Genomic DNA, 22,849 nt, shown 5'->3' with positions numbered 1-22,849 from the left:
GCGGAAGGATTGAACGCATGAACCAGACACTCGGCGCTAGGCTCTCCCCCGATCTGACGGGCGCCAATGTCGAAGACGCGGGCGAGCACAACAGGGCCGTCGTCCTGCGCTGCATCCACCGCCAGGCGCCGATTTCGCGCGCCGAGATCGCCAGGCAGACGGGCTTCACCAAACCAGCGATCGCCCGCATCGTCGACCGCCTGCTGGACGAGGGCCTGATCATGGAGGCCCGCCGCCGGCATGGGCTCAGAGGCCAGCCGGCAATCGAACTCGAAATCAATCCCGATGCCTATTACGCCATCGGCATCAACATCGACCGCGACCATCTGACGATCCTGGCGGTCGACGCCGTCGGCAATGTGCGCGCCCGCGTACACCACGAGAAGCGCTTCATCCTGCCGGCGGAATTCATGCAACTGACATCAGATGCGATCTCGCATTTCCAGCGCAGCCGACTGATCGACGATGCGCGCCTTGCCGGCATCGGCCTTGCCATGCCGGATTGGCTCGGCGAAATCTCGCTGCTCGGCAAGCCCGACGCCTATCAGGAATGGACTGATTTCGACGTGCGCGCCGCACTGGAGAGCCTGACGCCGCATCCCGTCTTCACAGAAAACGAGGCTAATGCCGCTGCCCTTGCCGAGCTCAACTACGGCCTCGGCGCGGAAAGCAGCAGCTTCTTCTATATTGCCGTCAATGCCTGCCCGGGCGGCGGCCTCGTTCTCGACGGCAACGGCCATCGCGGCGCCATGGGCCTCAGCGGCGAGATCGGCTGGCTTCCGATTGCCGACGGCCGCGACGGCGAGGCGCAGAAGGTCCAGCTTCTCGGGGAGATCTTCTCGCTGTTCTTCCTCTATGATTTCCTCGCCCGGCATGGGATCGAGGTGAGCGTGCCGCAGGATCTGCTGACCCTCGACGCGCGCGGCAAGCGCCTCGTTTCACAATGGCTGAAGGAAATGAGTGCGCATCTCGCCGTCGCGGTCAAACATATCGCCATGATCGTCGATCCCGATGCCGTGCTCGTCGGCGGCCGGCTGCCGATCCGCATCGTCGATGAATTGCTGCGTTACGTCCACGAGCATCTCGACGCCGAGGACACGAACCTGCCCTCGCTGCATCGCGCCTCGATCGGCGAGGACGCCTCGGCCATGGGTGCGGCGGCCATGCCGATGGCGGCGGCCCTGATGCTCGCATCGGCCGATGTGGCGCAGCGCACGCGCTCGCCGCTGAAATTCATGGATCGGCTGAACAGTTGAAACGACCGCAAGGCCCCGGATTTTGATGAGGATCGGAGGATATGGTGAAAATCGGCTTCTATACCTCGACATTCAATGACCGCCCGCTGGAGGAAGTGGTAGATTTCGCCGCGTCGGCGGGGTTCGAAGCGATCGAGATCGATGTCGGCGGCCACATCAAGACGCCCGACCGGGTTGAAGATGCCGTTACGCTGGCAAGAAGCCGCGGCCTCTTCGTCTCCTCGATCACTTTTTTCGGCAATCAGCTTGATGCCGATCGCGACAAGTGCCGGGAACTCCGGGCAAGGACCTCAGAATTTGCCGAAGCGATCGGCGGCGCCGGCGTTCCGATCTTCGTGATCTTTCCCGGTCGTAACGATACGGCAAGCGACGAGGCCAATTATGACGACTTCGCCGACTTCGCGATTGGGCTGATCGCGCAAACGCAGGCAAGCGGCCTCACCTTCGCGATCGAGAACTGGCCCGGACCTAGAGACAATTTCATCGGAACGACGCCTAGGGGATGGCAGGAACTTTTCCGCCGCATCGAGGACCCCCGCTTCGGCCTCGAATTCGACCCCTCGCACCTCATCCGCATCGGCGTCGATCCCTATCGGGCGCTGGAGGCGGTCAAGGACCGCATCGCCATTCTGCACGCCAAGGATACGGCGATCGACGCCGAGGCCCTGCAGGCACTCGGCTATCACGGCAAGGGCTGGTGGCAATACAAGTTGCCGGGGCTCGGTCTGCTCGACTGGCCGCGTTTCCTCAGGCAGGCCCGCGGCTACGGTTTTGATGGCACGCTGTCGATCGAGCACGAGGATGCCGCTTACGGCTGGCCGGGCAAGAACTTGGCCGCGCGCAAGGAGGGTGAGCGCCTCGGCCTCGATTTTCTCAAAAGTGTCTTGAACGGACTTTGACGGCGAATTCGGGAGGAGTTTCATGGCCCATGTTTCGGTCAGCAATGCGCGCAAGGACTACGGCGCGTTCAAAGCCATCAAAGGCGTGTCCGTCGATATCGGCGACGGCGAATTCGTCGTCCTGGTCGGCCCCTCCGGCTGCGGAAAATCGACGCTGCTCAGAATGATCGCCGGCCTGGAGGGCATCACCTCGGGCAAGATCCAGATCGGCAAGCACATCGTCAACGAGCTTGCGCCCAAAGACCGCGACATCGCCATGGTGTTCCAAAACTACGCGCTCTATCCGCATATGACGGTGGCGAAGAACATGGGCTTCTCGCTGCGTATGAAGCGCATGCCGAGATCGGAGATCGATCAGCGCGTCGGCAATGCGGCAAAAATCCTCGGCCTGGAAAACCTGCTGGAGCGTTATCCGAAGCAGCTTTCGGGCGGCCAGCGTCAGCGCGTCGCCATGGGCCGGGCGATCGTACGCGATCCGGCCGTCTTCCTGTTCGACGAGCCTTTGTCGAACCTCGATGCCAAGCTTCGGGTGCAGATGCGCTCGGAGATCAAGGAACTGCATCAGCGGCTGCAGACGACGACAATCTACGTGACCCACGACCAGATCGAAGCCATGACCATGGCCGACAAGATCGTCGTCATGAAGGATGGGCTGATCGAGCAATCGGGCTCGCCGCTCGAACTCTACGACCGCCCGAACAATCTGTTCGTCGCCGGTTTCATCGGCTCGCCGGCGATGAATTTCATCAAGGGCAGCATGAGCGAAGACGGGTTCAGGACCGTGGACGGGCTGCTGCTGCCGAGCGAACGCCGGCCGAAGGATGCCGTGACCTACGGCATTCGCCCCGAACATATCATGCTCGACCCCAACGGCATCGAAGTGACGACCGTCGTCGTCGAGCCCACAGGCTCGGAAACACTCGTGCTCGTGCGGCTCGGAGGGCAGACGCTGACCTGCGTCTTCCGCGAGCGGATCCGGGCCGCCCCCGGCGACGTGTTGAGGATCGCCCCCGGCCACGACACCGTTCACCTCTTCGGCGCCGACGAGCAGCGCATCACTACAGGCGAAGCGCCATTGAGTTAAGCCCGCCGAATGCCCCCTCCCCTTCGGCCGGGCGCCGCCGGGGGCGCTTTGTCAGCGCCCCCGGCCCAAAATCCCCGGTCGTCCGGACATCACGCAGAGATCCGGCAAGCGCTTGAACGAGCATCGAAAAGGTTAATATGCGTTAACCTTAAATTTCTTGGCCGGTATCGGAGAATCGCGGATAATAACGGTTACAGGGGCTTTTGATCCCGAAAACCGTTATCCGAAAGATTGCTGCCGATGAACGCTAATTCGAACGCCGTGAAGGCCGCGCCGCTCTATTTCGAGGATCAGATTCTCGAGCACGGCGACGTGATTTCGAAGAAGCTGCATCTCCTGAGCGTGCAGCGCTTTCCGCCGAACGCGAAGAAGACGCTGCGCAACTTCTCTCTCGCCGAGGTCGCCAATTATGTCGGGGCCTCGCAGAGCACGTTGAAGAAACTGCATCTCGAAGGCAAAGGCCCCTGCCCGCAGACTTCGCCTTCCGGGCGGCGCTCCTACAGCGCCGAGCAGATGCTGGAGCTCAGGCGCTATCTCGATGCGCATGGCCGCTCCGAGAGCCGCATGTATGTGCCCCATCGCCGCGGCCATGAGAAGCTGCAGGTGATCGCCGTCGTCAACTTCAAGGGCGGCTCGGGCAAGACGACGACATCAGCCCATCTCGCCCAGCACCTGGCGCTGACCGGCCACCGCGTCCTTGCCGTCGATCTCGATCCGCAGGCATCGCTCTCCTCGCTGCACGGCTTCCAGCCGGAGTTCGACCAGGCCTCGTCGCTCTATGAGGCGATCCGCTATGACGGCGAAAAGAAGCCGCTCTCCGAGATCATCCACAAGACCAATTTTCCCGGCCTCGATATCGTGCCGGCCAATCTCGACCTGCAGGAATATGAATACGATACGCCGCTCGCCATGACCGACAAGTCGAGCAATGACGGCAAGACCTTCTTCACCCGCATCTCCCGCGCGCTCGCTGAAGTCGACGACCGCTACGACGTCGTCGTCATTGATTGCCCGCCGCAGCTTGGCTACCTCACCCTGACGGCGCTGACGGCGGCGACCAGTGTCTTGATCACCATCCATCCGCAGATGCTCGACGTCATGTCGATGGGCCAGTTCCTGCTCATGCTCGGCGGCATCCTGAAGCCGATCCGCGCCGCCGGCGCCGAGGTGAACCTCTCCTGGTATCGCTATCTGATCACCCGCTACGAGCCGACCGACGTGCCGCAGGCGCAGATGGTCGGCTTCATGTCGACGATGTTCCACGAGTTCATGCTGAAGAACCAGATGGTCAAATCGACGGCAATCTCGGATGCCGGGATCACCAAACAGACACTTTATGAGGTCGAGCGTTCCTCGATGAACCGGGGAACCTATGATCGCGCGATGGAGGCGATGGACGCCGTCAACGCAGAGATCGCCGGGCTTATTCACCAGGCATGGGGAAGGTGAATTTGTCGGCTGACAAATTCACGCTTTCCGTGAAGCAAATCAATGGAATGACCGCAACCGGAGGAAGCGATGGCACGGAAAAATCTGCTGGAAGGACTGGCCGATATGCCGGACGAAAACGCGGGCGCGCCTAACTATCCGATGCGCGGCGCAGGCCGGTCGCTCGTCCGCTCGCTGGATGAGCTGGCCAAGCAGGCGGAAAAATTCCTCGAAGGCGAGGCGGTGGTCGATCTTGACCCGGATCTCGTCGAAGCCTCCTTCGTCAAGGACCGGCTGTCCGAGGATGACGAGGACTTCCAAATGCTGGTCGAAGCGATCCGGGCGCGCGGGCAGGATACGCCGATCCTGGTACGTCCCCACACCAGGATCGACGGACGTTATCAGGTGGTCTTCGGCCACCGGCGGCTGCGCGCCGCCCGCGCGCTCGGCCGCAATGTCCGCGCCGTCGTCAAGGCGATCGACGACCGGACCCATGTGATCGCCCAGGGGCAGGAGAATTCCGCCCGCGCCGACCTCACCTTCATCGAGCGCGCGCTCTTTGCGAGGCGGCTTGAGGAACTCGGCTATGACAGGGAGGTTATCTCGACGGCGCTCGCCGCCAATGCGGCTTCAGTCTCGAAGATGCTGTCGGTCATGGATCGTATCTCGCCGGAGGTCGTCCAGGCGATCGGCGCCGCACCCGGCGTCGGCCGCGAGCGCTGGGTGGAGCTGTCGCTGCTCGCCGGCAAATCGGCCAATGCGGCAAATGTCGCCAAAGTCCTGCAAGACGACAACTTTCATCAGCTACCTTCCGACAAACGTTTCGAGGCACTCCATGCGGCGCTGAACAAAAGCGCGCGGCCGGTGAAGAAAACCGTCGCCGCGAGGAAGATGACATGGCAGCCGCTTGATAAGGCGGTCCAGGCGGAAATGAAGAATGACGGTAAGGCGTTCTCGCTCTCGATGAAGGCGAGAAATGCCGGTCGCTTCGGAGAATTTCTCTCCGGCAGGCTGGATGCGCTCTATGAGCAATTCCTCGCCGAGGAGGGCAAACAAGGAGACTGAAACCGCAAAAGAAAAAGGCCCCCAAACGAACGAGTCGTGGAAGCCCTTCTCATATCCTTAGCAAGACAGAGAATCGCATTTTCACGAATCCCCGTCAAGAGTCCTGCAGCGCCTGCGCGTCTTTTCAGACGCGTAAATGATGCTGCAGCACCTTTTCCCTCGCATCGTTTCGGTGAGCGGATTTCTTTTGCCCGATGAGAGGTGAAGGAAATGGAGAGTGACTATGTGACGACGCCCTTCGGGCGGCGGCCGATGACGCTCGCCATGCTGCTGAAACAGCGGCGAGGCGAAGCGATCGCGGCCGAGACGACGCGCAGCAAATGGAAACTGTTCCGCTCCGTCTGCGAGGCGCGGGCAGGGCTCGACGTCTCCGACAGAGCGCTAACGGTGCTCGATGCGCTGCTGAGTTTTTATCCTGAGGACGAACTGTCCAGCGAAAAAGGACTGGTGGTCTTCCCCTCGAACGCGCAGCTTTCGCTCAGAGCCCGCGGCATGGCCGCCGCCACTTTGCGCCGGCATCTCGCCGTACTCATCGAGGCCGGCCTGATCTCCCGCAAGGACAGCCCGAACGGCAAACGTTATGCCCGCCGCGGCCGGGGGGGCGGAATCGACGAGGCCTATGGCTTCAGCCTCGCCCCGCTCCTCGCCCGGGCCGGCGAGATCGAGGTGATGGCGGCACGGATCGCCGCTGACCGGCAGATGCTGCGCGCCATGAAGGAGCGGCTGACGATCTACCGGCGCGACATCGCCAAGCTGATTTCCGCAGCCGTCGAGGAAGCGGTTGCGGGAGATTGCGAGCGCGTGTCCTCAATGTTCCATTCTATCCTGGATCGGATTCCGCGAGCCGCGACGATCGAAACCCTCACGCCCGTCCTCGAAGACCTCGAGACACTCCGCACAGATATCGTCAACCTGTTGGAGCTGCACGCGAAAATGCAGATGGCGAGCACCAGTGAATCCCGGATTGAGCGCCACATACAGAATTCTCACACCGAATCCCTTTCTGAATCTGAACCGCGCTTGGAAACGGGGGCGGGGCAGGCCGGCCGGGATCCGCAACCGGGGACGAAGCCGCACGATGACGGGCCGAAAGCGCAAACACGCGGCCGGGAGGGATCGCGCCTCGCCGTTTGGCCGAGAGTATGCGAACTGAAATCCTTCCCGCTCGCCACTGTTCTCCAGGCTTGCCCCGACATCATGGACTACGGCCCTGGCGGCAAGGTCGACAGCTGGCGGGATCTGATGACAGCGGCCATCGTCGTGCGCTCGATGCTCGCCGTCAGTCCGTCGGCCTATGAGGCGGCGTCACGCGTGATGGGGCCGGAAAGCGCCGCCACCGTCATGGCCTGCATCCTGCAAAGGGGAGAGTGCATCAACTCCGCCGGAGGCTATCTCAGGGACCTGACGCGGCGCGCCGAACGCAGTGAATTTGCACTCGGCCCGATGCTGATCGCCCTGCTGCGTGCAAAAAGCCCGGCTGTCAGCCGGGCCGGGACCTAATCGTGCTTACCTCACGCTGCGTCGCGATAGCTCCGCGTGCCGGAGTCTGCCCCACCCAGTTCGAACTGAGTGACCAGTTCGCGCAGCCGTTCGGCTTCGCTGGCCAGTGTGACGCTGGCGGCGGTCGTTTCCTCCACCATGGCGGCGTTCTGCTGGGTTACCTGGTCGAGCTGACTCATGGCCGAATTGACTTCCGAGAGGCTGGTCGCCTGGTCGCGCGCCGAGGCGGCGAGCGTTTCCATGCGCTGGTTGATATCGACGATGAAGCGGCCGATGTCGCCAAGTGCCGCGCCGGTGTGGTTGACCAGTTCGACGCCGCTCGCGACCTTGGCGGATGCTCGCCCGATCAGCTCCTTGATCTCCCGGGCGGCCTGGGCCGAGCGTTGGGCGAGCTCTCGCACTTCCTGGGCGACGACGGCAAAACCCTTGCCGGCCTCGCCGGCGCGTGCGGCTTCGACCCCTGCGTTGAGCGCCAGCAGATTGGTCTGGAAGGCGATCTGGTCGATGACGCCGATGATATTGTTGATCTGCTTGGAGGATTCCTCGATCTGACTCATGGCGTCGACGGTCTGGGCCACCACCTTGCCGGATGCGATCGCGCTGCGATTGGCGTTGTCGGCAACGCTGCGCGCCTCTTCGGCGATATTGAAGGCTTCGGTCACCTTGGCCGTGACGACGTCGAGCGCAGCGGCGGTCTCCTCGAGCGTTGCCGCCTGCCGCTCGGTGCGGCCGGAAAGCTCGCTGGAGCCGTTGTTGATCTCGCGGGTACCCGTATTGATGATCGACACGCTTTTTGAAACCGAAAGCAGGGTGCGCCCGAGCTGCTCCACCGACGCGTTGAAATCATGCCGCAGCGGCTCGAATTCAGGCGCGAACCGATCCAAGAGCTGGAAGGCGAGATCGCCCTCCGCAAGCCGTTTCAGGCCGGCGGCGAGGCCCGAGGTCGCAGTCTTCAGCCGAGCTGCAGCGCTGCGCTCCGCCTGCTCCTGGTCGGCCAGCCGGTTTGCTTCGGCCAGACGCCGGTTTTCCTCCGCCTGGCTTTCCAGTTGGATGCGCGCAATGGCGTTCTGGCGGAAGACTTCGACGGAGCCCGCCATCAGGCCGATCTCGTCGCCACGACCGGCATAGGGGATCGCATTGTCAGTCTCGCCGGAGGCAAGTTCCTGCATGGATCGGGTGATGCGCTGGATCGGACGCGACACATGCCGGGCGATGGCAATGAGAATGCCGAGGCCGATGATGGCGGCAAGGCCCGCGAGCGCCAGTTCAGTTTCGATCTTCGTCTCCAGGGCCTTGCCGGCCTCGGCTACGCTTTCGGTCGCGATCCTGTCGACGATCCCGTTGACGGCGGTGATGCCTTCCATGATCGCCTGCTGCGAGCGCGCCAGCTTCTCGGCCGTCGGCACTTGGTCGGCCTGCTGCAGGCCGAGGCTCACCTTGACGTCCTTTTCCCAGGCGCCGTGCGCCTCGCGAAGCGAGCGCACCCCCTCGGTCAGCGACATGGCGAGATCAACGCGCCCAAGCTCATCGAGCGACTGCGAAAGCGCGCCATTGCTTTCCTCGAACGCTGCCTTGACCTCGGCTGCCGGCACGAAATTCGTCATCGAAAGCACCCGGTCGACCACCGATGTCGCCTGCCGGAACTGCTGCTCGATATGGGCCGAGCTCAGCTTGGCGTTCACCGCCTCCTGCACCACAGCGGCAACCCGAGCCTGGCCGGTGATAGCCTGGTTGCCGATCAGGAGGGCGCTGCCGAATCCGACGACGATCGTCGCCACCATGGGGACGAGGATCTGCATGCGTATGGAGAGTTTCATGGTATGCACCTCAGTTCGGCAACGTCGGCAGGGGAATGTCCTGCTTTTCGGCGGTCAGAGTTCCCAAAAAGGCGATCAGATCATCGCGCTCCTGGTCAGTCAGCAAGAAGGGCATCATGGCGGGATCTTGCGAGGGGCGGCCGACGCCACCGCTTTCGTAGTGGGCGATCACCTCGTCCATGCTCTTCAGGCTGCCGTCGTGCATATAGGGGCCGCGATAGAGCGTGTTGCGCAGGCCCGGCGTCTTGAAAGCATGCTGATTGTTCGGGCTGCTCGGATCAATCTTGAAGCGGCCTATATCCTCATCCGGCAGGCCGATGTCATGAAACTTGTTGTCAGTGAAATTCCAGCCTGAGTGGCAGGCGGAGCAGCCGGCGCTGCTGGTGAAGACCTCGAAGCCGCGCTTGGCGCTGTCGGAAACCGCCTTCTCGTCGCCGTCCACCCAGCGGTCGAAGGGCGACCAGTTGGAAACCACTGTCCGCTCATAGGTGGCGATCGCCGTCAGAATCGTCTCCCTTGTGATCCCTTTATCGGGGAAGACTTCGCCGAACCACGCCTTGTAATCGGGAATGTTCTGCATTTCGGTGACAGCAGTTTCGAGCTTGCCGTTCATCTCGGCGGCTGCGGTGATGGGGCCTGCCGCCTGATCCTCCAGGTTCTTCGCGCGGCCGTCCCAGAAGAAGGGTGAGACCCACGCGACGTTCAGGACTGTCGGCGCCTGGCGGGCGAGCGCGGTATTGGCCGCGCCGATCGGTGTCTTCACCGGCGTCTCGAAGCCGAAGGAAGGATTATGACAGCTGGCGCAGGTCATGTTCTTGTTGCCGGAAAGCCGGGGATCGAAGAACAGCATCTTGCCGAGCGTCGCGAGTTGCGGCGAATAGGGCGTCACTTTCTCGAAAGGCACCGTCAGCGGCCTTTTGTAGGCGGAAAGATCGGCCGCCGCGGACTGGGCTGCGGCCATTGCAAAAAGGGAAGCTGCAACCAGAAAACGCATCGTTTTAGAACGTCCAGCGAGATTTAATAGCTGGTGCTTAAATTAGAATAATAGCGTTAAAGCTCTGTAAAGCGTGAAATACATGAAGTTATAACTACCTGACGTTGCGCAGAAAATAGTTTGGTGTGAGAATACACCAGCAGGTTATTCTTCCATTGCATGTCGAGCGCAATATTCTTCAAGACTTCTGCGTCATGGGTGCTTTCACGACGAGGAGGGCCGCGCCCGCGAGCGCCGCGAAGGCGGCGCCGGCGGTGAAGGTGATGGCGGCCCCGCCGCTTCCCACAGGGCGCCCGCCACCACACTGGCGAGCAGAATTGCAACCCCCGAGACGAGGTTGAAAAACCTAAACCCCGTGCCGCGCAGATCAGCAGGTGCCGCGTCGGCGACGAGCGCCGCGAAAACGCCTTGTGTGAAGCCCATGTGCGGGCCCCAGAAGAACCCGCCCTTCGTGATGATATCAGCCATCTGCGGATCCTCCGGGCGGGGCATTTTTCTGGCGCAACCGTCAAGCCGCCCTGTGCCATGGAAATGCTCAGGGCTTCACCGAAGGAGGAGCAAGGCTGACGTCGTTTCACCCTATTGGGCGGCGTTCCTTTTGCCGAGAAGGGCGGCGCGGATCTGCTCGTTCTTGCTGATGACAGGAGGAGGAACCACCACAGGCGCTGGCTCAGGCTCCTCGGCCTTCGCGGCGCTCTGCTTGAGGCTCAGGAACCGCTTCTGCCCGACCAATCGGTCTTCCTCCGACAGCGGCTCGACCGGTTCGCCGTCGATGTTATGGCGCATGGAATCGGGCTGGGCGCTGGCGAAATAATAGCGCCGGCAATGGACATAGGCAGCGGTCGCGCGCCGAAGCGTCGTCACGCCGGCATCGGGCTTCAGGAGCGGGCGCAGCTCGTTGAAGAGGCCGACGGCGAAGGGAAGGACGGGATCGCCAGGCTTTGTCGGAAGCACGCCGACCGGCCGGACCAACAGCGAGTTGATCGCGTTTGCCTTCTCCACGTCGAGCTCCGTCGCCGCAATCGGCCCACGGCTGATTTTCCAGGGTTTGTCCATGCATCCTCCATAACGGCCGACTGTGATGGTATCTTGACGGCGAGGGTAGATAGAGGCGCAGGTCGCACATTGCTAGCCCTACGGCAAGCCGGATGCGAGACACGATTTCCCGGCGGATATGAGTGGGGTTTATCGGCCTGCCATGCATCTAATCGTTTTTTGTCGCGGAAGTGCATTGACCTCCCGCTTCGATTACACTTCTTATCCGCGCCCAAGATGAGTGACCGGCCGCGGGGAGGATGTATGCGGGTTTTCTCGAATATTGAAGAGCTGCGCCACACGCTCAATGCGCTGAAGCGGCAGGGGCGCACCGTCGGCCTCGTTCCGACCATGGGCTATCTCCACGCCGGACATCTCAAGCTCGTCACCCGCGCCCGGGCAGAGAACGACCTCGTCGTCGTCTCGATTTTCGTCAATCCGCTGCAGTTCGGCCCGGCCGAAGACCTCGGCAAATATCCGCGCGATCTCGAGCGCGATGGCGACATGCTCAAGCAGGCCGGTGTGAATTTCCTCTTCGCGCCGGGCGTCGAGGACATGTATCCCCGCCCGATGATGACGGTGGTCGACGTTCCCGATCTCGGCCGCGAACTCGAAGGCGCGGTCAGGCCCGGCCATTTTGCCGGAGTGGCCACCGTCGTCACCAAGCTTTTCAACATCGTCCAGCCGCAGACTGCCTATTTCGGCGAGAAGGACTACCAGCAGGTCGTCATCATCAAGCGCATGGTGGAAGATCTCGCCGTGCCGGTGCGGGTGATCTCGGTGCCGACGGTGCGCGACAGCGACGGCCTCGCCTTGTCCTCGCGCAATGTCTATCTCAGCCCCGATGAGCGGCGCGCGGCAGTGATCGTTCCGCAGGCGCTCGACGAGGCCGAGCGGCTCATCGCCGAAGGCCTGACGGATGCGAAAGAACTTGAGGCGAAACTCACCGCCTTCATCGGCCGCGAGCCTCTGGCAAGGGTCGAAGTCGTCGCCGTCAGGGATGCGGTAACGCTGGCATCGGTCGCTTCGCTCGAAGACCCCATCGTCGTGGCGCTCTTCGTGCGAATCGGCACGACGCGGCTTCTCGACAACAGAGTTGTCGGAGACAACAGCAGCCCGGCAAGCGGGAACAGCAAAATGATCCGGGACAACCGAGTGAGCGGCCAGCCGGGGAAGGGAGTGACGAAATGAGCGCCACCGGATCTCAGAAGCGCCTGACGCCGACGCGGATCGCAGCCATGAAGGGCGGTAAGCCGATCGTCTGCCTCACCGCCTATACGACGCCGATGGCGCGCCTTCTCGACGAGCATTGCGACCTGCTGCTGGTCGGAGACTCGCTCGGCATGGTGCTCTACGGCATGGAGACTACGATCGGCGTGACGCTCGACATGATGATCGCCCATGGCAAGGCGGTGATGCGGGGCGTCGCCAATGCCTGCGTCGTCGTCGACATGCCGTTCGGCAGCTATCAGGAATCCAAGGAGGTCGCCTTCCGCAATGCCGTGCGCATCATGCAGGAAACCGGCTGCGACGCCGTCAAGCTCGAAGGCGGCGAGGAGATGGCCGAAACAATCGCCTTCCTGACCAAGCGAGGCATTCCCGTGCTCGGCCACATCGGCCTGATGCCGCAGCTCGTTCACACTGCAGGCGGCTATCGCTCCGTTGGCCATTCCGAACACGAGACCTCCAAGATCCGCCGCGACGCGCATGCGATCGGCGGCTCCGGCGCGTTCGCCGTTGTTGTCGAAGGCACGGTGGAGCCGCTCGCCCGCGAGATGACGACCTCGATCCACATACCGACCATCGGCATCGGCGCCTCGTCCGCCTGCGATGGCCAGATCCTGGTCTCCGACGATATTCTCGGCCTCTTCAATGACTTCAGGCCGCGTTTCGTCAAGCGCTACGATGAACTCGGCAAGAGGGTCGCTGACGCCGCCGCCTCTTATGCCGAGGAGGTGCGCGCGCGCAAATTTCCGGCAGCCGAACATACGTTCAAGCGCCGCAGCTGAGGCGAGGGCAGGGGTCTTTGGCACTCAACTGGCAGCCATCGTCCGTCACCCGCCCATATGCTGCTCCCGCATCGTCTCGGCTGAGCGGCGGACCGCGTCGGCGACCTCCTGCAACTGCTTGGCCATCGGTGTCGAATTGCGCCAGACCATGCCGATCGTTCGCGAGGGCTGTGGCGAGGGGAAGCGGGAGATCGAGACATGGGCCGAGCGTGTTTCGACGGGAACGGCCATCTCCGGGATCAGTGTCACGCCGATGCCGGCGCCGACCATCTGGACGAGAGTGGAGAGCGAGCTGCCTTCCATGATCTCCCGAGGACGGGCAGGGCCCACCTTGCAGAAGGACAGCGCTTGATCGCGGAAGCAGTGGCCCTCTTCGAGCAGCAGCAGCCGCATTTCGCGCAGCGCCTCGCGCTCGGGCACCGGCTTGTCTCCGTCCTCCTGCCGCCTGACCAGCACGAACTCCTCCCTGAAAAGCTCGAGTTCGGTGAGCGAGGGTTCCGACACCGGCAGCGCCACGATCGCCATATCGAGCTGGCCCTGCGCCAGTTCATGAACCAGCTTGCCTGTCTGCGTCTCGCGCACCTCGATCTGAATTCCGGCGAAGGTTTCGTTGAGATCGTTTATAATTGCCGGCAGCAGATAGGGCGCGATCGTCGGGATGATGCCGATGCGAAGACGCGTGAGGAAGGATTCGCGCGAAGCGCGGGCGAATTCCCCTAGCTCATCGACGGCGCGCAGGATGTCGCGGACCCTTAGGGCAAAGCTCTGGCCGAATGGGGTAAGCTTGACCTCGCGCGCGCTTCGCTCGAAGAGTTCGCCGCCCAACTCCTGCTCGAGTTCTTTGATCTGCATGGAGAGCGCCGGCTGGGAGATGGCGCAGGCGTCGGCGGCGCGGCGGAAGCGGCCATCCCGCGCCAGGGCTTCAAAATAACGCAGCTGTTTCAGGGTAAGATTCTTCATAACCTCAGCTTATCGCGGCAATCAGTAAATCCAACTTAAAATTATTGAACGCTTCCGATATGAAGACTGCAAGGGAGAGAGTGGGGCGTCAGCTCGGCTCATCTTTTGAACCGCAGACAGATCAAGCAATGAAGGAGACGATCATGGACAACCCCACTGACAGCACAGGCAAATGCCCTGTGGCCCATGGCAATACGCCCCGCGGCCGCGCCAACCGTGACTGGTGGCCGAACCAGCTGAACGTGCAGATTCTTCATCACAATTCCGGCCGCGCCGACCCTATGGGCAAGGAGTTCGACTATGCCGAGGAGTTCAAGAAGCTCGATCTCGACGCGCTGAAGCAGGATCTTCACGCGCTGATGACGGATTCGCAGGACTGGTGGCCGGCCGACTTCGGCCATTATGGCGGCCTCTTCATCCGCATGGCCTGGCACAGCGCCGGCACCTACCGCATCACCGACGGCCGCGGCGGCGCCGGCCAGGGCCAGCAGCGTTTCGCACCGCTGAATTCCTGGCCTGACAACGCCAACCTCGACAAGGCTCGCCGCCTGCTGTGGCCGATCAAGCAGAAATACGGCAACCGCATCTCCTGGGCCGACCTCCTGATCCTGACCGGCAACGTCGCGCTCGAATCCATGGGCTTCAAGACCTTCGGCTTCGCCGGCGGCCGCGCCGACGTCTGGGAACCGGAAGAGCTCTACTGGGGTCCTGAGGGCACCTGGCTCGGCGACGAGCGCTACAGCGGCGAACGCCAGCTGGCGGAACCGCTCGGCGCCGTTCAGATGGGCCTCATCTATGTCAACCCGGAAGGCCCGAACGGCAATCCCGATCCGGTCGCGGCGGCCCGGGACATCCGTGAAACCTTCGCCCGCATGGCAATGAACGACGAAGAAACCGTGGCGTTGATCGCCGGCGGCCACACTTTCGGCAAGACCCATGGCGCGGGCGACCCGTCCTTCATCGGCGCCGAGCCGGAAGGCGGCGCGATCGAGGACCAGGGCCTCGGCTGGAAGAGCTCGTTCGGCACCGGCGTCGGCAAAGACGCGATCACCGCCGGCCTCGAAGTCACCTGGTCGCAGACGCCGACCAGGTGGAGCAACTATTTCTTCGAAAACCTCTTCGCCCACGAGTGGGAGCTGACGAAGAGCCCTGCCGGCGCCCATCAGTGGCGGGCCAAGAACGCCGAAGCCTCCATTCCGGATGCTTATGAGCCGGGCAAGAAGCATGTTCCGACCATGCTGACCACCGATCTCTCGCTGCGTTTCGACCCGATCTATGAGAAGATCTCGCGCCGGTTCCTCGAAAATCCCGGTGAGTTCGCCGACGCTTTCGCCCGCGCCTGGTTCAAGCTGACCCACCGCGACATGGGGCCGAAGGTGCGCTACCTCGGCCCGGAGGTTCCGGCCGAAGACTTGATCTGGCAGGACGTGATCCCGGCCGTCGACCATCCCCTCGTCGACGACAAGGACATTGCCGACCTCAAGGCAAAGGTTCTCGCCACTGGCCTTTCCGTACAGGAACTGGTCTCGACCGCCTGGGCCTCGGCTTCGACCTTCCGCGGCTCCGACAAGCGCGGCGGCGCCAATGGCGCGCGCATCCGCCTTGCTCCGCAGAAGGACTGGGAAGCCAACCAGCCGGCCCAGCTCGCCAAGGTGCTCGGCGTTCTCGAAGGCATCCAGAAGGACTTCAACGCCGCCCAGACGGGCGGTAAGAAGATCTCGCTCGCCGACCTGATCGTGCTCGCCGGTGCGGCCGGCGTCGAGAAGGCGGCAACTGCCGGCGGCAACGCCATCAGCGTGCCCTTCACGCCGGGCCGCATGGATGCGTCCGACGCTCAGACCGACGCGCATTCCTTCGCCGCACTCGAGCCGCGCATCGACGGCTTCCGCAACTATGTGAACGGCAAGCGTCTGCAGTTCATGAAGCCGGAAGAAGCGCTTGTCGACCGCGCCCAGCTCTTGACGCTGACCGGGCCCGAGATGACGGTCCTCGTCGGCGGCCTGCGCGTGCTGAAGGCGGGCAACCCCGAGCACGGCGTCTTCACGTCGCGGCCCGAGACGCTGACGAACGATTTCTTCGTCAACCTGCTCGACATGGCGACGCAATGGGTTCCCGCCGGCGAGGACGGCATTTATGAAGGGCGCGACCGCAAGACGGGTGCCGCCAAGTGGACCGGCACCCGCGTCGACCTGATCTTCGGCTCGCACTCGCAGCTGCGCGCCTTCGCCGAAGTCTACGGCCAGGCCGACGCCAAGCAGAAGTTCGTCAAGGACTTCGTCGCCGCCTGGAACAAGGTCATGAACGCCGATCGCTTCGATCTCGTCTGATCGGCAGGCATTTCGGCCCAAGGCGTGCCGTGTGGCACGCCTTGTCCACTTTATCCTGAACAGGCGCGAGGCGGAGTCTCGAAGAACACGCCGAAACGCCGCTGAAGCTCTCTTGGACTACCGCCCGACCGTCCAATCCTCGACGCACAAGCCTTCGACGCGCTGGAATTCCCCGACATTGTTGGTGACGAGAACCAGATCGCGGCTCCTGGCTTGCGCGGCAATCAGCACATCGTAAGGACCGATCGGCTTTCCCTTGGCCGCCAATGCGGCGCGGATCTCCCCGGCTGCCAGCGCATCCTCGCGCTCGAAACCGACGGCTGGGAAATCCGCCATGAACAGGCGCAGGGTTTCGAGATTGTAGGAAATTTTAGCGCTCTTGTAGGCGCCGTAATAGAGTTCGTGCATGACGACGGTGGAGAGGCCGATCGATCCCTCGTCGCTCTCCATCACGCGGGAGAGCAGCATGTCAGACTTGCGACCGATCAAGGCAATCACGGCATTGGTGTCGATCAGATGCGTAATCACTTGAACAGGCCCTGAAGACCAGGCCTCTCCTGATCCTCCGGCTGTTCTCGCCCTTGTGCCATGAAATCGTCGCTGAGCCCGCGTTCAAGAGCGTTTCGCAACGACGCCCACTGCACGCGGCTATCGACCCGCGGCCGGAGAATGACGGCATCGCCTTCCCGCGTCACTTCCACTTGTTCCACATCGAAACGGAACTCCTTCGGCAGCCGCACGGCCTGCGAATTGCCGGATTGAAACACGCGTGCATATTGCGGCATAGAGAACTCTCCACAGTCTGTATATATAAACATGTATATACGCGACACGCGCCGTTTCTGCAAGAAGCCTTTCCATTAACGAGGCAGAATGCCGAACGGCGAGAGCGTCAGCAGATCGGGATCATCAGTCGCCGTCGCTTTCCCCACCTCGGCATGGCTGATGCTGTAGCCGTAGGCAAGGATGCGGACGCCGTCGATCATGAAGAACTGCGCCTGATCCAGGCCAGGCCGCAGGCTGCCCGTCACGGTCACGGTCTCGTACATTCTTTCGAGATGCAGAGGTTCCTGCGGAACGACGCGCACCAACTGGTTGGGCGGCGGGGAGGGCATGTGGCTGCAGGCTCCAGCCCAGGGCACCAGCATGAATTCGTAGACAAGGTCGCCGTCCTGGTCGATCGGCAGGACGAAGCCCGTCAAGTCGACCGGATGCTCCTCATCATGCCAGGCTAGCGTTTCGCCCTGCGGACCGCTGACCGCCTTGCCCGACAGCGGTACTGTCGCCTTGGCCTGATCGGCCGGCCGCAAAGCACTCCAGAAAATGGGCTGCGCTGCAGCGAAGGTGTCGGAAACCGGCCATGCCAAGCCGAATGCCAGCATCGCGAACGTCAGGAAAAAAGGTCTCAGCTTCATCATCGCATTTCCCCGGGCCGGTCGCTTGACCGCCTGCCACTGCCGCACGGATGCTACTCCCGATCCCGCTCGCGGGTCCATCAGCCGAGCTCCCTATGCGTATTGGCCGTCCGTGAATGCTGGCCGAGCAGCTCGGCGGCGATCGGCAGCAGCGAGGCGACCTCCGCAAGCCCGGCGGGACACGCACGCACAGCCGCTGCAATATTTCGTGTATCCGAGAATAGGCTGCCATCCTATTCATGTCATGCACTTGACGAGGATTCGCACCGTGATTTTAGGCTCAAGGATTGACCCATCGCCTATGGGTGAGCGCGCCGGTTTCGTCATAGCTGAACAGGGCTCTTCGGTTGTCCTGCTGACGCAATTGAAACCAGTCCAGCATCCGCGCGCGAAAACTCAGGACGCCAAAGCGAGCCTTCCCCTCCACTTCGCCGCGAGGCTCCGGCAATTCGGCCACGGTTTCGAAGGCTCGTTCATCTCCCGGCGGCCCACCGATATAAGTCATCCGCGTCCGGTTGGGCAGGTTTTCCCAAGCCGCGTCGGCGCGTTCGCTTCCGGGGCCGTGGCGTTCGACGGTGCCTTGGAGCCGTAACTGCAGCCGGGCCTGCGGGCAGAAGCCGAGCACCGTAACGTCGGGATTTGCCGAAAGCTCCAGCCATTTCGGGCTTCGCGTATCGGTGTGGAATTCAAGGCTGCGCCTCGCTCTATCGGCCGCCCGCAGCACCACCATGCGCGCCTGCGGTCTGCCCTCGGCGCCCACCGAGCAGAGGTTCACATAGCGGAAACCCGACTGCGGACCCGCCGCAGCCGTTTCGAGCTCCGCCCATGCCGAGGCATCGATGTCTATGAGATCCACCGCCAGGCCTCGCTCAGACGGAACGGGCGATGCCGCCGTCGACGCGAATGTTCTGGCCGGTGATGTAGCCGGCCCCATCCGACAGGAGGAAGGCGATCGTCGCCGCAATTTCCTCGCTCGTGCCGTAGCGGCCCATCGGAACGCTGTCGCGCCTCTCGTCGGTGGCCGGCAGGCTGTCGATCCAGCCCGGCAGGACGTTGTTCATGCGGATGTTCTTGGCCGCATAGGTGTCCGCGAAGATCTTAGTGAAGCTCGCCAGGCCCGCCCGCGCGACCGCCGAGGTGGGGAACATCGCAGAGGGTTCGAAGGCCCATGCCGTGGAGATATTCACGATCGCGCCGCCGCCCTGCGCTTCCATGATCGGCGTCACCAGCCGGATCGGCCGCACGGCGCTAAGGAAATAGACCTCGATGCCCTTGTGCCAGTCCTCGTCGGAGATTTCGAGGATCGGCGCACGTGGGCCGTGGCCGGCGGAATTGACCAGCGCGTCGATACGGTCCCACCGCTCCATCGCCAGATCCACGAGCCGCTTCACATCGTCGTTCGACTGGTTCGAGCCGGTGACACCGACGCCGCCGAGTTCCTTTGCCAGCGCCTCTCCCTTGCCGGAGGAGGAGAGCACGGCGACGCGATAGCCGTCCGCGGCGAGCCTCCGGGCAGCCGCAGCCCCCATGCCGGACCCGCCTGCAGTGATGAGAGCGACTTTTCCTTCAGACATTGAGACCTCCGATAGCTGATATTGCGAGCATTATGGCAGATGCCGACGGGACTTTCGCGCGAGAAAGAAAGGTGCCAGACTGTAGAAAATCTCCTGGATATGCCGATGACCCAATCCCGCCGCACGCTGCCGCCTCTGAATGCCCTGCGCGCCTTCGAGGCCTCGGGCCGCCGACTGAATTTCCGCGCCGCCGCCGAGGAGCTCGGTGTCACGCAAGGGGCGGTCGCGCAGCAGGTTCGCGCGCTGGAAGAGCAGCTCGGCCTCAGGCTGTTTCTACGCCTTGCCCGCGGCCTTGCGCTGACTGCTTATGGCACGGCCTATCTGGCGGATGTGACCCGCGCCTTCGATACGCTCGCGGAGGCAACCGGGCGGCTTCTCGACCGGCCGGAAATGGTGACGATCAGTGCCACCCCCACGGTCGCCGCCAAGCTGTTGATCCCACGGCTTGCCGAGTTCCATGCCGCCCTTCCCGACATCGACCTGAGGACGGTCGCCACCGAGGCGCTGTCGGATTTCGACCGCGACCAGGTGGATATCGCGGTGCGCCTTACCCGCCCGCCTTTACCGGCGAACCTGCAGGCACAGTTGCTGTTCCGCCAGGAGCTTGTGGCGGTCGCAAGCCCGCATCTGGTCAAAGGCCTGATCTTACCCTTGAGCGGCGAAGACCTTCGCAAGCTGCCGCTTCTGCATGACTCGCACGATCAATGGCCGGCATTCCTGCACTCGCGTGAGAAGCTGCCCGGTGCAGCATTCAACCATACGACACTGGCGCTGGATGCCGCACTCGCCGGCCAGGGCGTCGTGCTGGTTTGCCGGGCGTTCGTCGCAACCGATCTCGAAACAGGGCGGCTGGTGCAGGTGACCGATGCGACGGCAACCATGGGACCCGATTACTACCTGGTGCGCAAACGCTCCTCATCGCCGAGAAAGGCCGTGGACGCCGTCTGGGACTGGTGTGCAACGCGGCTGTCGCCACCCCTGATCGACGCGGCTTAGAACATGGTGTTCTTGTTGGCCGACTCGCTCGGAACGGGCTGGATCACATCCCCATGCTCGACGATCTTGCCGTCCCTGACGCGGAAGATATCGACGATCGCCTGGCCGCGATCGGCCGCGCCGTTCGTCGCATGCACATGCGGCCAGGCGAGATCGCCATCGGCAGCGCTGCGGACGATCTTAGCCTTCGACTGGGCGTTGAAGGAGCCGACGAGAAATCGCAGACTTTGTTCGATTGTATCGAATATGGTTGTCGGGGCAGGGATTCGAACCCCGCGTCACAGCTCGAAAGCTGGAAGCAACCTCGAATACCCGAGGGATGGGGAGAGCGCCGCGCTCCAATTACGCTTACGCCCGACTAAGCATTAACTACCTCGCCTTGCGATTGTTCCTAAAGGGATATTCTGCTGCCAAGATGGTGTGGGCTTTCTGCCCATATCACCCCCGGCTATCGAACCACGCCAACATACAATTCAACCTCCGTAAAGAACGGCGGCACGCCGATAGTGATCATGGGCCGTGCAGTTCGAGGCAAACTTTAAGAGCGCTGCCTTCAGTGTGCGCGCTCTTCGCATTCAGAAACAACCTTGAAGACTTCATTATGGTTGGGTAAGCTCGCCCCTGTTGCGGTGTTATCCATTTATCTCTTCACGGTCCTGCATCCTGTCGTGCACGTTCTCCGGGCCCGCGATCAAGGCGGCGATCGCCGTCACCTTCTCCCGATCACCATAACCGGCCACATAGCCCTCCAACAGGACGCTTCTGCCCACCATGCTTACAGAGATGGACGAGCTTTCTAGTTCTGGCTCCGCGGATACCGCGGCCTGCACGCTCGCAAGCTGATCGTAGGCTAGGCTTTCCGGCTCAAAGGTCATGGCAGTCCTCCTTGGTGATACGAAGGAAACAGCGCGAGGCCAATTTGGTTCGGAGCCGGGACTTAGGTCCCAGAAGCCATGACCGGAAGTCTTATCGGTCCTGTGGTCTCGGCCTTCGGGGACCTGACTGGAGCGACCGGCTCGCGGCGATAATGGGCGACAATATGGCTGGCTGCTCACGAGAGCTTGATGGCCATAAGCCTGTCTGTTCTAGCGAAACTCTTCATTGTTCCAAGTCCATTTGCTCGAGCTAAACGGCCGAAGAGGCTTGAATTCCACCGCCTGCACAGCGCCCGGAAAGGTTGTCATCTTTGCCCGCTCTTTAGAGAGCTCCGCCCACCACTTCGAGGTGGTCCTGATCCGATCAATGCCATCAAGTATACAAAGCATATGTCGGGCTTCCGTGGCCTCCATTCTTACGAGGGGTATGCCGTCCAATCGGGCCGGTGCACCAGTCGCTTCGTCGATTACGGCCCAAGTGGTATCATTCGCTTGCAAACGGTAATTGCTTGCCATTTCGTCCCTCCCGGTCACAAGGGAAGATTGATGTAAAAATTCCAGTGCGCACATCCTGCAAAAGGGATTGGCTTCACCACCAAAAGGTGAATGCGGCCGTTTGAACATACCTCAGCGCTGCTGTTTCAATCGATTAGGGATCACCTCAAGCGAGGCGTATGACATGACGCCCAACGTGGCCGATGCAGGCCAAAAGCAGTGCATCAATTCGGACGGTATTCCTTTGAAAGACGACTACTGGCCCGGCTGGAGTGCGGTCGAAAGCTTTGACACGGTGGAATTCACTCTTTGACCGGCGAAGAGCTTCGCAAGCTGCCGCTTCTGCACGACTCGCACGATCATTGGCCGGCATTCCTGCGCTCGCGTGAAAAGCTGCCCCGTGCAGCACTCAACCATACGACACTGGCGCTGGATGCCGCTCTCGCCGGCCAGGGTGTCGTGCTGGTTTGCCGGGCGTTCGTCGCTGCCGATCTCGCAACAGGGCGGCTGGTGCAGGTGACGGATGCGACGGCAACCATGGGACCCGATTACTATCTGTTGCGCAAACGCTCATCATCGCCGCGCAAGGCTGTCGACGCGGTCTGGGCCTGGTGTACGATGCAGTTGTCGCTGCCGTCGGTTGCGTCGCAGGAAGTCCGGGGAGAGGACCGTGGACGCTGAAATCGAAAAGTTGAAACGCATTTACCGACGACGTCGCATGGGCCAACGGCATGGAGGGCGGCCACGTTCATGGGCGCGAGGCCGTTCGCGCCTACTGGACCCGCCAATGGGCGATGATTGATCCCCACGTGGAACCTGCAAGCTTTCACAGGACTTCTGACGGCGCCATCGTTGCAGATGTCCACCAGTTGGTGCGGGATCTCCAGGGCGCACTTCTGCAGGACAAGATGGTTGGACATGTCTTCCACCTCAGGGACAGCAAGATCATTCGCTTCGACATCCAGGAAGTCTCCTGACGGACGGGTATGACGCACTCAAAAGGAATCGCGGCCCTGGAAAGTCGCATTCGCCGGAACGCCGCGGTCCTCGAGGGCCAACGGGGCATGCCTGCATCTCCGGAGCGGCGTCAGTTTCAACCGGTGCGGTGAGAGCGCAGCTT

At 62.3% G+C, this 22,849-nt stretch carries 22 protein-coding genes and 3 pseudogenes; 13 read left to right on the top strand and 12 right to left on the bottom strand.

Translation table 11 applies throughout. The features are described from left to right. The first annotated feature begins 17 nt into the window (after positions 1 to 17). From NL154_RS24050 to repC, 6 genes are all read left to right on the top strand, one after another. The gene (locus tag NL154_RS24050; protein WP_210632092.1) at positions 18 to 1,256 is read left to right on the top strand and encodes an ROK family transcriptional regulator; all 1,239 of its coding nucleotides are present in this window, start codon (positions 18 to 20) and stop codon (positions 1,254 to 1,256) included. A 44-nt stretch (positions 1,257 to 1,300) separates the two neighbouring features. Then, a complete protein-coding gene (locus NL154_RS24045; protein WP_434734360.1) occupies positions 1,301 to 2,155 on the top strand; it encodes a sugar phosphate isomerase/epimerase family protein in 855 nt (284 codons plus the stop codon). Between the two features lie 22 nt (positions 2,156 to 2,177). Then, positions 2,178 to 3,239 (top strand): ABC transporter ATP-binding protein, encoded by a 1,062-nt coding sequence (locus NL154_RS24040; RefSeq protein WP_085782018.1) that lies wholly within the window; start codon positions 2,178 to 2,180, stop codon positions 3,237 to 3,239. Between the two features lie 240 nt (positions 3,240 to 3,479). Further along, entirely contained in the window at positions 3,480 to 4,688 is a 1,209-nt protein-coding gene (repA, locus tag NL154_RS24035; RefSeq protein WP_221123513.1) for a plasmid partitioning protein RepA, read from the top strand. A gap of 69 nt (positions 4,689 to 4,757) precedes the next feature. Next, entirely contained in the window at positions 4,758 to 5,732 is a 975-nt protein-coding gene (repB, locus tag NL154_RS24030; protein WP_221123512.1) for a plasmid partitioning protein RepB, read from the top strand. A 210-nt stretch (positions 5,733 to 5,942) separates the two neighbouring features. After that, positions 5,943 to 7,232: a plasmid replication protein RepC gene (gene repC, locus NL154_RS24025; protein WP_210632089.1), complete on the top strand. Its 1,290-nt coding sequence runs from the start codon at positions 5,943 to 5,945 to the stop codon at positions 7,230 to 7,232. A gap of 11 nt (positions 7,233 to 7,243) precedes the next feature. Here repC and NL154_RS24020 read toward each other — a convergent pair whose 3' ends face one another. The 4 genes from NL154_RS24020 to NL154_RS24005 all read right to left on the bottom strand — a co-directional run bounded on the left by NL154_RS24020 (position 7,244) and on the right by NL154_RS24005 (position 11,099). After that, a complete protein-coding gene (locus tag NL154_RS24020) occupies positions 7,244 to 9,049 on the bottom strand; it encodes a methyl-accepting chemotaxis protein (protein ID WP_210632088.1) in 1,806 nt (601 codons plus the stop codon). A gap of 10 nt (positions 9,050 to 9,059) precedes the next feature. Beyond that, on the bottom strand, positions 9,060 to 10,043 hold the full coding sequence (locus NL154_RS24015) for a cytochrome-c peroxidase (protein WP_221158158.1): 984 nt from the start codon (positions 10,041 to 10,043) through the stop codon (positions 9,060 to 9,062). A 204-nt stretch (positions 10,044 to 10,247) separates the two neighbouring features. Beyond that, a complete protein-coding gene (locus NL154_RS24010) occupies positions 10,248 to 10,511 on the bottom strand; it encodes a hypothetical protein (RefSeq protein WP_434734350.1) in 264 nt (87 codons plus the stop codon). A gap of 111 nt (positions 10,512 to 10,622) precedes the next feature. Further along, entirely contained in the window at positions 10,623 to 11,099 is a 477-nt protein-coding gene (locus tag NL154_RS24005) for a ProQ/FINO family protein (RefSeq protein ID WP_210632086.1), read from the bottom strand. A gap of 243 nt (positions 11,100 to 11,342) precedes the next feature. Between NL154_RS24005 and panC the strand changes: the two genes are divergently transcribed. After that, positions 11,343 to 12,269, top strand: a complete 927-nt coding sequence (gene panC / locus NL154_RS24000) for a pantoate--beta-alanine ligase (RefSeq protein ID WP_434734349.1) — start codon at positions 11,343 to 11,345, stop codon at positions 12,267 to 12,269. Beyond that, the gene (gene panB, locus NL154_RS23995) at positions 12,266 to 13,087 is read left to right on the top strand and encodes a 3-methyl-2-oxobutanoate hydroxymethyltransferase (RefSeq protein ID WP_210632084.1); all 822 of its coding nucleotides are present in this window, start codon (positions 12,266 to 12,268) and stop codon (positions 13,085 to 13,087) included. The genes panC and panB overlap by 4 nt, the downstream gene beginning before the upstream one ends. 45 nt (positions 13,088 to 13,132) lie before the next feature. Here the strand turns inward: panB and NL154_RS23990 are convergent, their stop codons facing one another. Continuing rightward, positions 13,133 to 14,047, bottom strand: a complete 915-nt coding sequence (locus tag NL154_RS23990) for a hydrogen peroxide-inducible genes activator (protein ID WP_221147097.1) — start codon at positions 14,045 to 14,047, stop codon at positions 13,133 to 13,135. Between the two features lie 143 nt (positions 14,048 to 14,190). Here NL154_RS23990 and katG point away from each other — a divergent pair, with 143 nt between their 5' ends. After that, positions 14,191 to 16,374, top strand: coding sequence for a catalase/peroxidase HPI (gene katG / locus NL154_RS23985; protein ID WP_434734348.1), 2,184 nt, complete (start codon positions 14,191 to 14,193; stop codon positions 16,372 to 16,374). A 117-nt stretch (positions 16,375 to 16,491) separates the two neighbouring features. On the opposite strand, the gene NL154_RS23980 is transcribed toward katG, so the two are convergent. From NL154_RS23980 to NL154_RS23960, 5 genes are all read right to left on the bottom strand, one after another. Further along, a complete protein-coding gene (locus NL154_RS23980; RefSeq protein ID WP_210632081.1) occupies positions 16,492 to 16,902 on the bottom strand; it encodes a type II toxin-antitoxin system VapC family toxin in 411 nt (136 codons plus the stop codon). Beyond that, positions 16,899 to 17,159 (bottom strand): antitoxin, encoded by a 261-nt coding sequence (locus NL154_RS23975; RefSeq protein WP_210632185.1) that lies wholly within the window; start codon positions 17,157 to 17,159, stop codon positions 16,899 to 16,901. The genes NL154_RS23980 and NL154_RS23975 overlap by 4 nt, the downstream gene beginning before the upstream one ends. Before the next feature lie 75 nt (positions 17,160 to 17,234). Beyond that, on the bottom strand, positions 17,235 to 17,792 hold the full coding sequence (locus NL154_RS23970) for a DUF3299 domain-containing protein (RefSeq protein ID WP_221147091.1): 558 nt from the start codon (positions 17,790 to 17,792) through the stop codon (positions 17,235 to 17,237). A gap of 277 nt (positions 17,793 to 18,069) precedes the next feature. Then, on the bottom strand, positions 18,070 to 18,645 hold the full coding sequence (locus NL154_RS23965; RefSeq protein ID WP_210632079.1) for a pyridoxamine 5'-phosphate oxidase family protein: 576 nt from the start codon (positions 18,643 to 18,645) through the stop codon (positions 18,070 to 18,072). A gap of 13 nt (positions 18,646 to 18,658) precedes the next feature. Then, a complete protein-coding gene (locus NL154_RS23960) occupies positions 18,659 to 19,363 on the bottom strand; it encodes an SDR family oxidoreductase (protein WP_210632078.1) in 705 nt (234 codons plus the stop codon). 105 nt (positions 19,364 to 19,468) lie between these two features. On the opposite strand from NL154_RS23960, the gene NL154_RS23955 reads away from it, so the two are divergent. Further along, on the top strand, positions 19,469 to 20,359 hold the full coding sequence (locus tag NL154_RS23955; protein WP_434734347.1) for a LysR substrate-binding domain-containing protein: 891 nt from the start codon (positions 19,469 to 19,471) through the stop codon (positions 20,357 to 20,359). Here the strand turns inward: NL154_RS23955 and NL154_RS23950 are convergent. Together NL154_RS23950 and NL154_RS23945 are read right to left on the bottom strand one after the other, a co-directional pair. Further along, positions 20,356 to 20,562, bottom strand: a pseudogene (locus tag NL154_RS23950) (nuclear transport factor 2 family protein); the annotation flags it as partial. The gene NL154_RS23955 and the pseudogene NL154_RS23950 overlap by 4 nt on opposite strands. A gap of 429 nt (positions 20,563 to 20,991) precedes the next feature. Next, a complete protein-coding gene (locus NL154_RS23945; RefSeq protein WP_210632076.1) occupies positions 20,992 to 21,234 on the bottom strand; it encodes a BON domain-containing protein in 243 nt (80 codons plus the stop codon). Between the two features lie 679 nt (positions 21,235 to 21,913). On the opposite strand from NL154_RS23945, the gene NL154_RS23940 reads away from it, so the two are divergent. The 3 genes and pseudogenes from NL154_RS23940 to NL154_RS23930 all read left to right on the top strand — a co-directional run. Next, positions 21,914 to 22,042 (top strand): hypothetical protein, encoded by a 129-nt coding sequence (locus tag NL154_RS23940; protein ID WP_259665272.1) that lies wholly within the window; start codon positions 21,914 to 21,916, stop codon positions 22,040 to 22,042. Then, a pseudogene (locus NL154_RS23935) lies at positions 22,039 to 22,410 on the top strand (LysR substrate-binding domain-containing protein); the annotation flags it as partial. The gene NL154_RS23940 and the pseudogene NL154_RS23935, both read left to right, overlap by 4 nt. A gap of 23 nt (positions 22,411 to 22,433) precedes the next feature. Beyond that, positions 22,434 to 22,706, top strand: a pseudogene (locus NL154_RS23930) (nuclear transport factor 2 family protein); the annotation flags it as partial. Positions 22,707 to 22,849 lie beyond the last annotated feature (143 nt).

The organism is Rhizobium sp. YTUHZ044 (assembly GCF_051123975.1).
Taxonomy (GTDB): Bacteria; Pseudomonadota; Alphaproteobacteria; order Rhizobiales; family Rhizobiaceae; genus Rhizobium.
This window is presented reverse-complemented; position numbering and strand designations above follow the sequence as displayed.

Excerpts from the sequence above, each read along its gene's own strand:
- NL154_RS24050 (WP_210632092.1), top strand. The coding sequence starts at position 18 with ATGAACCAGACACTCGGCGCTAGGCTCTCCCCCGATCTGACGGGCGCC.
- NL154_RS24040 (WP_085782018.1), top strand. The coding sequence starts at position 2,178 with ATGGCCCATGTTTCGGTCAGCAATGCGCGCAAGGACTACGGCGCGTTC.
- repA (WP_221123513.1), top strand. The coding sequence starts at position 3,480 with ATGAACGCTAATTCGAACGCCGTGAAGGCCGCGCCGCTCTATTTCGAG.
- repB (WP_221123512.1), top strand. The coding sequence starts at position 4,758 with ATGGCACGGAAAAATCTGCTGGAAGGACTGGCCGATATGCCGGACGAA.
- repC (WP_210632089.1), top strand. The coding sequence starts at position 5,943 with ATGGAGAGTGACTATGTGACGACGCCCTTCGGGCGGCGGCCGATGACG.
- NL154_RS24020 (WP_210632088.1), bottom strand. The coding sequence starts at position 9,049 with ATGAAACTCTCCATACGCATGCAGATCCTCGTCCCCATGGTGGCGACG.
- NL154_RS24015 (WP_221158158.1), bottom strand. The coding sequence starts at position 10,043 with ATGCGTTTTCTGGTTGCAGCTTCCCTTTTTGCAATGGCCGCAGCCCAG.
- NL154_RS24010 (WP_434734350.1), bottom strand. The coding sequence starts at position 10,511 with ATGGCTGATATCATCACGAAGGGCGGGTTCTTCTGGGGCCCGCACATG.
- NL154_RS24005 (WP_210632086.1), bottom strand. The coding sequence starts at position 11,099 with ATGGACAAACCCTGGAAAATCAGCCGTGGGCCGATTGCGGCGACGGAG.
- panC (WP_434734349.1), top strand. The coding sequence starts at position 11,343 with ATGCGGGTTTTCTCGAATATTGAAGAGCTGCGCCACACGCTCAATGCG.
- panB (WP_210632084.1), top strand. The coding sequence starts at position 12,266 with ATGAGCGCCACCGGATCTCAGAAGCGCCTGACGCCGACGCGGATCGCA.
- NL154_RS23990 (WP_221147097.1), bottom strand. The coding sequence starts at position 14,047 with ATGAAGAATCTTACCCTGAAACAGCTGCGTTATTTTGAAGCCCTGGCG.
- katG (WP_434734348.1), top strand. The coding sequence starts at position 14,191 with ATGGACAACCCCACTGACAGCACAGGCAAATGCCCTGTGGCCCATGGC.
- NL154_RS23975 (WP_210632185.1), bottom strand. The coding sequence starts at position 17,159 with ATGCCGCAATATGCACGCGTGTTTCAATCCGGCAATTCGCAGGCCGTG.
- NL154_RS23970 (WP_221147091.1), bottom strand. The coding sequence starts at position 17,792 with ATGATGAAGCTGAGACCTTTTTTCCTGACGTTCGCGATGCTGGCATTC.
- NL154_RS23960 (WP_210632078.1), bottom strand. The coding sequence starts at position 19,363 with ATGTCTGAAGGAAAAGTCGCTCTCATCACTGCAGGCGGGTCCGGCATG.
- NL154_RS23955 (WP_434734347.1), top strand. The coding sequence starts at position 19,469 with ATGACCCAATCCCGCCGCACGCTGCCGCCTCTGAATGCCCTGCGCGCC.
- NL154_RS23945 (WP_210632076.1), bottom strand. The coding sequence starts at position 21,234 with ATGACCTTTGAGCCGGAAAGCCTAGCCTACGATCAGCTTGCGAGCGTG.
- NL154_RS23940 (WP_259665272.1), top strand. The coding sequence starts at position 21,914 with ATGACGCCCAACGTGGCCGATGCAGGCCAAAAGCAGTGCATCAATTCG.